This window comes from Rhodophyticola sp. CCM32 (assembly GCF_004751985.1).
In the GTDB taxonomy this organism is placed as follows: Bacteria; Pseudomonadota; Alphaproteobacteria; order Rhodobacterales; family Rhodobacteraceae; genus Rhodophyticola.
Map to the genome: position 1 here is coordinate 1,155,819 of NZ_CP038492.1, position 13,672 is coordinate 1,169,490.

Below are 13,672 nucleotides of genomic sequence, written 5' to 3' on the forward strand. Positions count from 1 at the left end.
ATCCGGAAGCCGATATTGGCGCAGTCGCAGCCAATTCACCCTCCGCCCCACACAAAACAGAAATTGCCTGTCTGTTACTGCCGGGGGCTCAGGACCGTGACGCCGATATTCCCCGCCCGGGCCAGGTCGGGGTCAAGGGACATGGGGATGTATTCGCCGCGTCGCCACAATTCTCCCAGATCATCATAGTACCGGCTGAGCGGGTGGCCCGACTGTCCGGTTGCGATGACAAAGACCGAGCTGTCGGGATCGGCAAAGTCATAGACCCCCCGGTATCCCGCCGAATGGGTGTTCAGGAACGGGTCGGGCAGGGTGCCCGGTGTCGCGCCCCGCCGCAGGGTGAAATCGCCGCCCGAGGTGGGTTGCCGGATATTCACGATCCACGAGAACAGCGCCGTTTCTCCCAGCACCGGGTGATCATGGCGCGCCTCATGGGCGGCCCCCCATCGCCAGCTTTCCACGCTGCCGCCATAGCGCTCTTCAAGCCATTGCAACGCGTCATCCAGCGCCAGACGGGCGATATCGGTACAGGTTTCCGTGGCGGTCGAATTGCGGATATCGCACCAGGCGGCGGCGCCGTCCACATCGCGGAAAACCCGTTCGATGAACAGGGGGGTGAGTTTCAGGAACTCCCCGGAAAGCGGCCCGATATCATCGCGGATCAGGCGCTGCTGCAACTCGCGCATCCAGGCGGCGTAGATCAGCGGTTCGGGCAGATGTTCATTCATCTCGCCATTCCATTCGGCCAGCAATTGCAGCGCCCGCTGGCGGCGATGTTCAGCCGTGCCCACGGGCGCGGTTTCCCCGGTGAACCACAGATCGCGGGCAATCCGGGGCAGCAGGTTGCGGGCGGCGGGCGAAACCGTATCAAGCTGCGCCTCGATGAAACTGTCGCGGGTATGGACCTGCCGGTTCTGCATCAGCCGCTGCCAGCGGGTGACCCGTTGGGTATCGCCCCAGTAGAACGAGACATGCAGCGGGAAGTCCCGGTCAACGGTCTTGTTGTTGGTGTTGCCGACAATGCCGCCTTCGGGGTTTTCGAAAGACGGGTTGGCGAAATACTGGGTCACCCCCTGCCAGCGGTTTTCGGCGATCCAGCCGGGGGCCGGCATCCGCCCCTGGCTTTGATGCCCGGTCAGGCGCCAGGGCATATGGCCGATGGTTTGCAGGGCGATATTGCCGTCTGCATCAACCAGGGTCAGGTTCTGGGACGGCGCGACAAAGGCCTCGCCCGCAGCAAGCCCCTCGGTGACCGAACCTGCGCGCATCAGATCCAGCCCGGTCTGGATCGAGGTGTTCTGATCGGTCAGCGCGGTCCAGCCCATGCTCATCACATGGCCGGGGGGGTGATCGTGCCGATATTCCAGACCTCACCGGGGATAACGGGTCCGTTATCCGTCCGGCGCAGGGTGATGGTCACGGGGGTGGCGTCGGCCACCTCGATGATTGTGCGGCGGGTTTCAAACCGGGCCCAGCCATCGGGGGTGCGGTATTCTTCCGGGTTCTCGGGGTTCACCTGTTCAACGAACAGGTCGATATCATCCATATAGGAGGAGGTGATGCCCCAGCCCAACCGGTCCGAGCGTCCGGCCAGGATCACCGGCATGCCCGGAATGCTGGCGCCGATGACGCCGCCGGTGCCAAGCTCCAGCCGCGCCAGATACCAGATGGTGGGGGCGGTCAGGCCCAGATGCGGGTCATTGGCCAGAAGCGTGCCGCCCGCAGCTGATCGCGACGGGGCCGCCGCCCAGGCATTGGAGGCGCCGCCAAGGCCCCGTGGCGCGGTTGGGAACAGCACATCACGCGGGCCCGATATATTGGCCGCATAGCGCGGCGGGGCCGTGTCGAAGAAACTGGCATATTCCGGCAGGGCCGCGATGCCGGGGCCGGGCACATCGGGCATCAGATCGGCCAGCAGCGCCGGGTCGCCCAGGACCAGAGAGGTGCGGGCGCGCAGCACTTCCTCTTCATGATGGCTGGCCAGTTGCAGGGCCATCATATTGGTAATGGCGATACTGTCGGCGGGCTGCCAGGGCGCGATCTGCGGGGCAAACAGAAACAGCTCCGGCGCGCCGCGGCCAAGCGCCTCGGCGCCGACCAGTTCCAGCCAGGCATTGACGCCATCGGCATAGGCCTCAAGCGCTGCGCGTGTTTCGGGGGTCTGGGCGGCAACGGAACGGGTGGCATGGCCATAAAGGTCAAGCCGCCGCAGCAGCATGTCGATTTCCAGTGTCCGTTCCCCGAACAGTTCCGACAGCCGCCCCTGGGCCGTCCGCCGGGTCATCAGCATCTGCCACAGCCGGTCCTGGGCATGGGCAAAGCCAAGCCCATAGAACACATCCGCATCCGTTGCCCCGAAAATATGCGGAACATTGGCATTGCTGCGCACGATCTCGACCGGGGCGGTGATGCCGGGAACCTGCCAATCGGCCTCGTAATCGGGCAGGCTGCGGGCGGCCATCCACCATAGGACAGCGATGATCAGCACCACCAGCACCACGGCCGCCGTCACAAGGCGCATAAGCCAGCGAAGAAAGACGGCCATGAGGTGATCACCCTGACTTTAAAATACGAAATCCGGCCCCGGTCCTAACGGGAATGTCCTGGCAATGCAAAGCTGTGCTTCCCATGCGGGGTATTCTGCTGTCAGGGGCGGTTTCAGTCTTTTGATCAGGGAATGATCCGTGCATAGCGTGTGCCTTCCAGCGTCGCGCCCGCGATCAGCCCGGCCTGGCCATAGATCACCGCGATCACCGGGGTCAGCAGCGCGGTCGTGTCCACACCCAGATTGCCCCCCTGATTGACCACCGCATATTGCACATCCGCGCCCACGGACCAGCCTACACCACGGCGAAATTCGCTTAATGCATCTTCGGTCATGAAAAACAGCGTATGGGCATATTGTTGCGCCCCGATCTGAAACCCGAAACTGCCGGAGATTGCCGAGTAGTAATCCACCGACGCCCCGTTGATCCTGAGCGCGCCGCGGCCATAGGACCCGCCAAAGCCAAAGCCCGCCTGGGTGACCAGCGGCATGACCAGCATACCGGCGGCGTTGAAGGCCAGCTCCTGGGTGCCGGGCACCTCATCATACATGAACTGGACCGCGCTATCGACGCGGTTGTCGACGCGCTGACCGCCGTTTGAGCCGATGCCATTGCTACAGGCCGCCAGAGGCAGTGCCGAAGCCGTAATTACAAAATGTCGCCGGGTGAGAGTGCCCATGATAGAGTCCGCCTGTGCATTATGCCTTGTCGTGCCCGGGTCTGTGCCCGGATTATTCCCTATTATTACGCGGAAAAAGCCCCGATGTCATCTGCGAAAGACAGCGGACCTGCGGGTTCTTGCCGAACAGCCCATGACCGCGTTTCGACTGTGCCGCAAGGCGGCAGCACCGGGTCTGGTGTTTGTGCCAAAGCCGAAACCCCGCGAAAAGCGTTTCAATGTAAGGCCGATATGCCTCAGCCGTTGAGAATTTCTGCCACCCGGGGGGCGAAATAAGTCAACACCCCGTCGCATCCGGCCCGCCGAAAGCCCGTCAGGCTTTCCAGCATCACTTTTTCGCCATCGACCCAGCCATTGGCCGCTGCCGCCTGGATCATCGCGTATTCGCCGCTGACCTGATAGGCATAGGTGGGCGCGCCAAACCGGTCTTTCACCGCGCGGCAGAGGTCCAGATAGGGCTGGCCCGGCTTGACCATGACCATATCGGCCCCCTCGCTCAGATCGCGCTCCACACAGCGCAGCGCCTCATCCCGGTTGGCCGGGTCGATCTGATAGGTCTTCTTGTCGCCTTTAAGCGCGCCCGAAGCCCCGACCGCATCGCGGAACGGGCCGTAATAGGCGCTGGCGAATTTGGCGGCATAGGACATGATGGTGACATTCACATGCCCCTCGGCCTCCAGCGCGTCGCGCATCGCGCCGATCCGGCCATCCATCATGTCGGACGGGCCCAGAATATCCGCCCCGGACCGGGCCTGCGCCAGGGCCATCTTCACCAGGGCCGCCACCGTTTCATCATTCACGATGATCCCGTCGCGGACGATCCCGTCATGGCCATTGGCGTTATAGGGGTCGAGCGCGATATCGGTCATCACGGCGATGTCGGGCACCGCATCCTTGATCGCGCGAATGGCCCGGTTGGTCAGATTGTCCGGGTTCCAGGCTTCCTCGCAAAGCTCGGTTTTCAGGGCCGGGTCGGTATAGGGAAAGACGCAGATCGCCGGGATGCCAAGCCCCTGGGCCTGCCGCGCCGCATCAACCATCAGATCGACGCTCAGCCTTTCGACGCCGGGCATCGAGGTCACGGCCTGCCGTTCCTGCGTGCCCGCGCAGACAAAGACCGGCCAGATCAGATCATGCACCGACAATTCCACCTCGCGGGTCAGGTTGCGCAGGGCAGCGCCTGACCGGCTGCGGCGGAACCGGGTGCGGGGGAACGGGCCCTGATTGGCAGCCATCGTTGATCTCCTTATCGATCTGTTGCGGATTAGCCGTGCCATGAACCCTGATGCATCTCAAGGCTGGAAACCCCGGAACCGCGCGCATATGGTGCGCCGAAATAACTATAACGGGCAAAGCAGCCTTGACCTTCACCTTTCTTGATCTTGCGCGCGAAGTGATCGACCTCAGGTCGTTTTCGAATCTGTGGTACTGGATTGTCCTGGCCGTGATGTGGTCAACGATGAGCCACTGGGTGCTGGGTGTGCCCTATGACATGGTGCAGCGCGCCAACCGGGGGCATGACCGCAGCGAACATGACATGGCCGTGCTGGCGCAGGTGAATGTGAACCGCATTCTGACCATCGTCGATGTCTCGGGCCTGTGGGTCACCGCCTTTGCAGCCTTCATCGCGACCGGGCTGGCGGTTCTGGGCTGGTTTTACCGGGTGGAATTCTGTCAGGCGCTGTTTTTGCTGATCTTCCCGATGCTGCTGGTCGGGGCCTGGTCGGTCCGCACTGCGCGCAGGCTGCAGGCCTCGGACTACGCGAATATCCCCGCAAGCCTGCGCCGTCACCGGATCGGGGTGCAGATCATGGGCGTGTTGTTCATCTTCATCACCGCTTTCTGGGGCATGTGGGTGAATGTGAGCGTCGATCCCTGGGGGTTTTGACTGCCACCGGCCATCGCGCGCTTGACACGGGCGACGGGCAGGGTAGGTGACGCCGGACCATGACCCGACCCTCCAGCCATATTCTGACCGGCGGCGCCCCCGAGGGCTTTGACGCCACATTGATCCTGCAAGAGCTTGCCCGGGGCAGTGGCGCGGTCTGCCATGTGGCCCGCGATGACAAGCGCCTGGCCGCGATGGCCACGGCGCTGGCGTTTTTTGACCCTTCCGTGCCTGTCCTGCGGTTTCCCGGGTGGGATTGTCTGCCCTATGACCGGGTCTCCCCCAATGCAGAGGTTGCCGCGACCCGGATGGCGACGCTTGCCAGTCTTGCGGCCGGGCTGTCGGGGCGGTTTATTCTACTGACCACATTGGGCGCGGCCACCCAATACCTGCCGCCCCGCGCGCTTCTGCGCGATGCCGCCTTTGTGGCCAGTGTCGGCGGGCAGATCGACGAGGCCGCGCTGAAATCCTTTCTGGTGCGCATGGGCTTTGCACAAAGCCCCACGGTGACGGAACCCGGCGATTATGCGATCCGCGGTGGCATCATTGATGTCTGGCCCCCGGGGGAGGAGATGCCCGTGCGGCTGGATCTGTTCGGCGATGTGCTGGACGGGGCCCGCCGGTTTGACCCGGCCACGCAACGGACAACCGACCGGCTGGAGCGTGTGGACCTGGCCCCGGTATCCGAGGTGGTGCTAGATGAGGCCGCGATCACCCGGTTCCGGCAAAATTATCGGATCGAATTTGGCGCCGCCGGCAGTGATGATCCGCTTTACGAGGCGGTCAGCGCGGGCCGGAAACATGCCGGCGTGGAACATTGGCTGCCGTTTTTCCACGATCAGCTGGAAACCCTGTTCGATTATCTGCCGGGCGCCACGGTCACGCTGGAGGATCACAGCGATGCGCAGCGTCAGGCGCGGTGGGAAAGTATTGAAGATCAATATGATACACGGCGTTCTGCCCTGATGCAGAAAGCCCGGCTGGAGTCGGTCTATAAACCCTGTCCGCCCGGTCAGCTTTATCTGGATGACGCCGCCTGGGGGCAGGCGATTGCCGGGCACAGGGTTGTGCAGTTTTCCCCCCTGCCACAGGCCAGCGGGCCGGGTGTGACCGATGCGGGCGGCCGGGTGGGGCGCAGTTTCGCGCCGGAACGTCAGCAGGAAAATATCAGTCTTTTCGGGGCTTTGGCGGGTCATATTGCATCAGAACGTGAAACCAGCGCCGTTGTCATTGCCTCCTGGTCCGATGGCGCGCGGGACCGGCTTTCGGGGTTGCTGGAAGATCAGGGTGTCACCGGCGCGGTCGAGATCAGGGATGCAAGGGACATCAAGGGCAAGGGCAGTCTGACCCTCGCGGTCTGGCCGCTGGAAGAGGGGTTTACCGGCGGCGGGCTGACGGTCATCTCGGAACAGGATGTGCTGGGTGACCGGCTGATCCGCCCGAAACGGAAGACCAAACGCGCCGAGAATTACCTGACCGAGGCGCAATCTCTCAGCCCCGGTGATCTGATTGTGCATGTGGATCATGGGGTTGGCCGCTATAACGGGCTTGAAACCGTCACCGCCATGGGCGCGCCCCATGAATGTATCGCGCTGGAATATGCCGGGGGCGACCGGCTGTTCCTGCCGGTGGAAAATATCGAACTGCTCAGCCGTTATGGCCATGAGGAAGGGCTGCTCGACAAGCTGGGCGGCGGCGCCTGGCAGGCCCGGAAAGCCAGGCTCAAAGACCGTATCCGGCAGATCGCCGACAAGCTGATCCGCATCGCGGCAGAGCGGGAATTGCGCGCGGCCCCGGTTCTGGAACCGCCCGGCGATATGTGGGAGGCATTTGCCGCGCGCTTCCCCTATGAGGAAACCGAGGATCAACTGAGTGCCATCGAGGATGTGATGGAAGATCTGGCCCGGGGCCGCCCGATGGACCGGCTGGTGGTGGGCGATGTGGGCTTTGGCAAAACCGAGGTGGCCATGCGCGCAGGTTTCGCCGCCGCCGCTGCCGGGCTTCAGGTTGCCATTGTCGCGCCCACCACATTGCTGGCCCGGCAGCACGCCAAGACCTTCGCCGACCGGTTTCGCGGGTTTCCCATAAATGTCAAACAGTTGTCGCGCTTTGTTCCGGCAAAACAGGCCGCAGATACGCGCAAGGGTCTGGCCGATGGCAGCGTCGATATCTGCATCGGCACCCATGCCTTGCTGGCCAAGGGCATCCGGTTCCAGAATCTGGGCCTGCTGATCATTGACGAGGAACAGCGCTTTGGCGTCACCCATAAGGAGCGCCTGAAAGAGATGCGCTCGGACGTGCATGTTCTGACCCTCTCGGCCACGCCGATCCCGCGCACATTGCAGATGTCGCTTTCGGGCGTGCGTGATCTCAGCCTGATCGGCACGCCGCCCATCGACCGGCTGGCGATCCGCACCTATGTCAGCGAATTCGATGCGGTCACCCTGCGCGAGGGGCTGCTCAGGGAGCATTATCGCGGCGGGCAGAGCTTCTATGTGGTGCCCCGCATTCAGGACCTGCCCGAGATCGAGAGCTTCCTGCGCGATCAGGTGCCCGAAGTCTCTTATGTGGTGGCCCATGGCCAGATGGCGGCGGGCGAGCTGGATGACCGGATGAATGCGTTTTACGATGGCAAATACGATGTCCTGCTGGCCACGACCATCGTCGAATCCGGTATCGACATTCCCACCGCCAACACGATGATCATCCACCGGGCCGACCGGTTCGGCCTTGCGCAGCTTTACCAGATCCGCGGGCGGGTGGGCCGGGCCAAGACCCGTGCCTATGCCTATCTGACCACCAAACCCCGCCAGAAACTGACCCAGACGGCCGAAAAACGGCTGCGGGTCCTGGGCAGTCTCGACAGTCTGGGGGCCGGCTTCACCATCGCCAGCCAGGATCTCGATATCCGCGGCGCCGGCAATATCGTGGGGGAGGAACAATCGGGCCATGTGCGCGAGGTCGGGTTTGAGCTTTATCAATCCATGCTGGAAGAGGCGATTGCCAATATCCGCTCCGGGGCCGGGGAGGCACGGCTGGATGAAGACGGCCAATGGGCGCCGCAGATCAATCTGGGTGTGCCGGTCCTGATCCCCGAGGCCTATGTGCCTGATCTGGATGTGCGGCTTGGCCTCTACCGGCGGCTGTCACATCTGACCACAAAGGTGGAACTGGAAGGCTTTGCCGCCGAGCTGATCGACCGTTTCGGCAAATTGCCGCGCGAGGTGAACACCCTGCTTCTGGTCATCCGCATCAAGGCGAAATGCAAACAGGCGGGGATCGCGCGGCTGGATGCGGGGCCCAAAGGGGCAACGATCCAGTTCCATAACGACAAATTCGCCAATCCCGCCGGTCTGGTGGAATTTGTCGAGGATCAGCGCGGGCTGGCCAAAATCCGCGACAACAAGATTGTCCTGCGCCGGGACTGGACGCGCGAAGCCGACAAGATCAAGGGCGCATTCTCAATCGCCCAGGATCTGGCGCGCAAGATAAACACATAAGGCCCGATACCCCCCTTCACCTCCTTCTCTATCTAAAGCAGAAATCGTTTAATCTGAATCGAAATTCTCTGCCTCTCGATCAGCAAGATGCTGATCTCGAACGCGAATTTCAATGAGCGATGTTGCAGAATAAAACGATTTCGCTCTTAAAAATACTTCGGGGGGCTGCCGCAGGCAGCGGGGCAGCGCCCCGATCACCCCCTCGAATCTGCGCCAGCGTACCGGTGGAAAACGCGCGTTTTCCATACGGAATTCCCGGGAATTCCGCCCCGAAACCAGCTTGTTCAGACCGCCTCGCGGGGCATGGATCGCATGATCACTGCCCCGATCAGGCTCAACACCCCGATCGCAATCGCCAGCGGCACGGCAGTGCCATTGTAAAGCTGCCCGATCAGCGCCCCCAGAACCGCCCCGCCAATCGTGGCCAGCGCGCCCATCAGCGACGCGGCCATGCCCGCGATATGCCCCAGGGGCTCCATCGCCAGGGCATTGAGGTTCCCGATGGTGAACCCGGCGGTGGCAAACACCGTCACGCTCCACAGAAAATACAGCCAGAACTCCTGGCCCCCCAACAGCCCGAACCCCAGACACAGCGCCGTCAGGATTGAAAACACGGTCTGCAGGCTCAACGCGGTGCGGATCAGCGGGCGCATCCCCAGCCTGACCACCAGCCGCCCGTTCAATGGCGCCGCCGGGGCCGCCAACAGGGCCATGGCGGCAAACCAGTAGGGAAAGCTGTCGCGCAACCCGTAAGTCAGATCAAACACCTGCTGGATGGAGGAGATCGTGCCGAAAAGCGCCCCATAGACCAGGGTCTGCACCAGAATAGAAAGCTGCATCTGGCGCAGGCTGAGCGCTTCCCTGATGCTGGCCCAAAGGGCGGTGATCCGCATCCGCCGCCGTGCCTCGACCGGCAGGGTTTCAGGCTGGCGGATCATCAGCCAGCTGACCGAGATCAGCGAGAACAGCAGAAATGCCAGAAAGATCGACCGCCAGCCGAACCCGGCGATGATCGCCGCCCCGATCATCGGGGCCACGGCGGGGAACAGGGTGAAGACCATCATCACGAAGCTCAGCACACTGGCCATTTTCCGCCCGGAATACAGGTCGCGGATGATTGCCATGGCCACAACCCGGGGGCCTGCGGCCCCCAGCCCCTGCAACAGCCGGGCGGCCAGAATCATCTCCAGCGTCGGGGCGATATAGGCCAGAAGCGCCCCGGTGATATACAGCGCCGCCCCGACAAGGATCACCGGTTTGCGCCCGAGCGCATCCGAGATCGGCCCCGTAACAAAGGTCCCCAACCCCATGCCCAGAACAAATGAGGTCAGAACCAGCTGCGCCAATGTATGCCGTTCCGGCGTCAGTTCATCGGCGATCTGCGGCAGGGCAGGCAGCATCGCGTCGATGGAAAAGGCGATGGTGGCAAACATCATCCCCATCAGAGAGATGAATTCCGGCGTGGATAGACGATGCGACTTGGCCGGGGCGGTGATATCACTCATGTTGCAGTTTCCCGTCTGAGCCATAGCCATAAAGCCGCGACCCAGATGATAAGTTCGGCCAGAAAAGTCCAATGCAGGATGAAGGACAACATCCAGTGATCTTGTGTCGCGGGCACCGAGAACAGGGCATAAAGCGCGTTCGACATGGGCCAAAGCCACATGATATCTCCTGCAAGACTGTCCAGAATAAGATGAAGCCCCCAACCCAGGCCGAAGGCCAGCACAACGCCCATAATCTCTGGCCGCAACAATCGCACCAATGCTGCAAGGACCGCTGTCACCAACACGGCAAAAGCTGGTGCATGGACCCAATAACGGTGATGATGAAAGGCGCGATCATCCACGAGATAAAAGAATATCAAATCCAGATCAGGCCAGACCGCCCCGACCATACCGGCTGCCAGCATTGCCTTCTGCCACCCCGCCAGGCGGGACAGAACATAACCTGAGGGAAAATGCGCGGTGATCATTCCGCGGCTTTCATCTGTTCGGAAATCTCTTCGATCACATTCGCCCAGGTCTCGGGTGGTTGTGCGCCGGGCAGAACATGGCTGTTGGCCAGGATGAAGGTGGGCACGCCGGTCACGCCCCGGGCGCGGGCATGGGCGTCGCGGGCGCGGATATCCTCGGCATCCGCATCGCTGGCAAAAAGCCGGTCAACCATGGCCGCGTCCATCCCGACATTCTCGGCGATGCCGATCAGCGTGGGCAGATCGCCGATATCCTTGCCTTCAACAAAATAGGCTTTGAACAGGGTTGAAACAGTTGCGGTCTGCCGCCCTTCCAGCCCCGCCCAATGGATCAGACGATGGGCGTTCAGCGTGTTCGGCGTGCGGGTGATCCCCTCGAAATTGATCTCCAGCCCGGCGGCTGTCGCATGTTCGGCGATCCGGCTATACACCTCGATGGCACCGGATTTGCCGCCGAATTTCGCCTCCAGATAGGCGCGGCGGTCCATGCCTTCCGCCGGCATGTCGGGGTTCAGCTGAAACGGGTGCCATTCCATCGCAAAAGGATGATCGGGGGCGGCTTCAAGGGCGCGGTCAAGCTGTGCCTTGCCGATATAGCACCAGGGGCAGATCGGATCTGACAGGATGTCGAGCTTGATCATAAGGCCTCCTTCAGGCGCGGGTGAGCTTGCCATATGCGTTGCAGGGCAGGGCAGAGAGGGCGGGGTACAACAACAATATGCGCACCGGGCCTGTGTCGCTTCGCGCAGGCTATCCGCTTCGGCGGGGGGCGTATAGCCCGCAGCGCGAAAAAATCTCAGACAGCAGGGCTGGAGGAGCCCTGAGGGTGAAGCTTCTCAGCCTGCGGTTTCTGCCTGGAACAGATGCCGCGCCACCAGCAGTGCCAGACCGGCCCCGATCAATTGCATGAGGATGAACATGGGCATATTGCCCGGCAGGATCCCTGCGAATGTATCGCTGAGGCTGCGGGCGATGGTGACCGCCGGGTTGGCGAAACTGGTGGAAGAGGTGAACCAATACGCCCCGGTGATATAAAGCGCCACAAGGGTCGGCACGGCCTGTGGCGTGTGGCGGATGCCGCCCAGGATGACAAAGACCAGACCGAAACTGGCCAGGATTTCTGAAAACCACTGGCCAGACCCGGTGCGCAGGGTGGTGGAGACTTGCAGAACCGGCAGGTCAAACATCAGATGCGCGGCCCAGACACCCAGAATACCCGCCGCGATCTGCACCGCGATATAGGCGGCGGCGGGGCGGACTGCGATCTCCCCCCGGATCAGAAAGGTGACCGTGACTGCCGGGTTGAAATGGGCGCCGGAGATCGGCCCAAGCAGGGTGATGATGACATAAAGGATGCAACCCGTGGCAATGGCATTGGCCAGAAGCGCAACACCGGTATTGTCGGGCGACAGATTGGCCGCCATGATCCCGGACCCGACCACGCCGACCAGCAGAAAAGCGGTGCCGACTGCCTCGGCCATCAGTTTATGCATCATGGGAATTGGGTTCCGATTTTGGTCAGGGCGGCTTGCAGCCGGGTATGGTCATAGGTTTCAAAAGGCAGCAGGAACAAGGCATTGGCCCGCGCCATCAGGGCATCATATGCGGTCTGGAAAGCCCCGGGCCAATCGGGCTTGGCCGCCCGGGCCGGGTCTTCCACCCCCCAATGGGCGCGGGTGGGGCTGCCAGGCCAGATCGGGCAGGTTTCCCCCGCAGCAGAGCCGCAGACCGTGATCACCGCATCCATTTTCGGCGCATCGGGCGTGGCAAAGACATCCCAGCTTTTCGAGTGCGCGCCGGATCTGTCATAGCCGAGCCGGTCCAGCAGGATCAGCGATTGCGGATGCACCCGGCCGGTCGGCCGGGACCCGGCGGAACAGGCCCTGATCCGGCCCCCGCTGTGTCGGGTCAGGATATGTTCCAGAAGGATCGACCGGGCGGAATTGCCGGTGCAGAGAACCAGAAAATGAAGCATCGCTGTTCCGTTACGAGGTGGGGGGCAGGGCGCCGATCCGGTCCGCTTCGGCCTGAAGCGACATCCGGTCCAGCGTGGCAAGCGGCAGGGCGGCGAAGGCCTCGATACGGGTATGAAGTGTGCGATAGGCCTCGGCAAAGGCCAGCGCCACCTCGGCATCGGTGCCGGTCACCGCTGCCGGGTCGGGCATGCCCCAATGGGCGCTGACGGGCTGGCCCGGCCAGGCGGGGCATTCTTCATTGGCGGCATGGTCACAGACGGTGAAGACAAAATCAAACACCGGCGCATCGGGCCCCTGCATCTCTTCCAGGCTTTTTGAATGCAGCCCGTCGATATCATGATCGGAGCGGTCCAGCAGATCCAGCGTATTGGGGTTCACCTTGCCGGTGGCATAGCTGCCGGCGGAATAGGTCTTGAACCGGCCTTTGCCGATATCCCGCATCAGCACTTCGGCCAGAATGGAGCGTGCGGAATTGCCGGTGCAGATGAACAGAATTGTTGCCGGGCCGGGCTTTGCCTCACGGGGCGCGGGGGCGGTGGGTGCTGTGGGCAGGCAGAGATCGGGGCGGTTGCGGCAGCACTCCTCAAGCAGATAGCTGGTGAAATCCCGGGTCTGCCCGGTGGCAAGGCTGTAATACATCGCTGTGCCTTCGCGCCGGGACTGTATCAGACCGGCCTGGGACAAAGTGGCAAGATGGGCCGAAAGCGTGCTGTGTTTCAATCGGCAGGCCAGGGCCATTTCACTGGGTCTTAGCGCATCGGGCGCCCGGCGGGCCAGCAGACGGAAGATCGACAGACGGCCCTCATGTCCGAGGGTCGAGAGGATTTTTATGGCGGTGGGAGAATCCATATTTCATATATTCATGAAATATGGAATTATTGCAAGTGAAACTATAGCACGTCCTAAAGCACCCTGCCTTAAACTTGAATCACAAATACCCTGCCACGCTTCGCGTTCCCGGGACATTTGTGATGCGCGATGTCTCAGGTTTAAGGCAGCATGCTGTAAAAATCTGCAACATATATACATTATGCATAGGGCATCGTCTGAGCCGAGGGGTGGGCGAGAAGCGCCCGACCCGTGGGGTCGGCTCAGGCGCTGCCCGGCG

Annotated in this window: 10 protein-coding genes and 1 pseudogene; 2 read left to right on the forward strand and 9 right to left on the reverse strand. The window is 62.3% G+C overall.

Annotation, left to right across the window (positions count from 1 at the left end):
• Positions 1–74: 74 nt before the first annotated feature.
• The 3 genes and pseudogenes from E2K80_RS05645 to hemB form a co-directional block, all read right to left on the reverse strand.
• Positions 75–2,545: pseudogene (locus tag E2K80_RS05645) on the reverse strand (penicillin acylase family protein).
• A 125-nt stretch (positions 2,546–2,670) separates the two neighbouring features.
• On the reverse strand, positions 2,671–3,225 hold the full coding sequence (locus tag E2K80_RS05650) for a YSC84-related protein (protein WP_135373559.1): 555 nt from the start codon (positions 3,223–3,225) through the stop codon (positions 2,671–2,673).
• A 236-nt stretch (positions 3,226–3,461) separates the two neighbouring features.
• Positions 3,462–4,460: a porphobilinogen synthase gene (gene hemB / locus E2K80_RS05655; RefSeq protein ID WP_135373560.1), complete on the reverse strand. Its 999-nt coding sequence runs from the start codon at positions 4,458–4,460 to the stop codon at positions 3,462–3,464.
• 125 nt (positions 4,461–4,585) lie between these two features.
• Here hemB and E2K80_RS05660 point away from each other — a divergent pair, with 125 nt between their 5' ends.
• Complete coding sequence (locus E2K80_RS05660) at positions 4,586–5,113, forward strand: component of SufBCD complex (RefSeq protein ID WP_135373562.1); 528 nt, start codon at positions 4,586–4,588, stop codon at positions 5,111–5,113.
• Between the two features lie 59 nt (positions 5,114–5,172).
• On the forward strand, positions 5,173–8,613 hold the full coding sequence (gene mfd / locus E2K80_RS05665) for a transcription-repair coupling factor (RefSeq protein WP_135373564.1): 3,441 nt from the start codon (positions 5,173–5,175) through the stop codon (positions 8,611–8,613).
• Between the two features lie 284 nt (positions 8,614–8,897).
• Here the strand turns inward: mfd and E2K80_RS05670 are convergent, their stop codons facing one another.
• The 6 genes from E2K80_RS05670 to E2K80_RS05695 all read right to left on the reverse strand — a co-directional run bounded on the left by E2K80_RS05670 (position 8,898) and on the right by E2K80_RS05695 (position 13,413).
• A complete protein-coding gene (locus E2K80_RS05670) occupies positions 8,898–10,118 on the reverse strand; it encodes a multidrug effflux MFS transporter (RefSeq protein ID WP_135373567.1) in 1,221 nt (406 codons plus the stop codon).
• Positions 10,115–10,588, reverse strand: a complete 474-nt coding sequence (locus E2K80_RS05675; protein ID WP_135373569.1) for a metal-dependent hydrolase — start codon at positions 10,586–10,588, stop codon at positions 10,115–10,117. Before E2K80_RS05675 ends, E2K80_RS05670 begins: the two co-directional genes overlap by 4 nt.
• On the reverse strand, positions 10,585–11,229 hold the full coding sequence (locus E2K80_RS05680; RefSeq protein WP_135373571.1) for a DsbA family oxidoreductase: 645 nt from the start codon (positions 11,227–11,229) through the stop codon (positions 10,585–10,587). Before E2K80_RS05680 ends, E2K80_RS05675 begins: the two co-directional genes overlap by 4 nt.
• 195 nt (positions 11,230–11,424) lie before the next feature.
• Complete coding sequence (locus tag E2K80_RS05685; RefSeq protein ID WP_168193111.1) at positions 11,425–12,084, reverse strand: aquaporin; 660 nt, start codon at positions 12,082–12,084, stop codon at positions 11,425–11,427.
• Positions 12,081–12,563 (reverse strand): arsenate reductase ArsC, encoded by a 483-nt coding sequence (locus E2K80_RS05690; protein WP_135373573.1) that lies wholly within the window; start codon positions 12,561–12,563, stop codon positions 12,081–12,083. The genes E2K80_RS05685 and E2K80_RS05690 overlap by 4 nt, the downstream gene beginning before the upstream one ends.
• 10 nt (positions 12,564–12,573) lie before the next feature.
• Positions 12,574–13,413 carry a metalloregulator ArsR/SmtB family transcription factor gene (locus E2K80_RS05695; RefSeq protein WP_135373575.1) on the reverse strand — a complete coding sequence of 280 codons (840 nt, stop codon included), beginning with the start codon at positions 13,411–13,413 and terminating at the stop codon, positions 12,574–12,576.
• Positions 13,414–13,672: the final 259 nt, after the last annotated feature.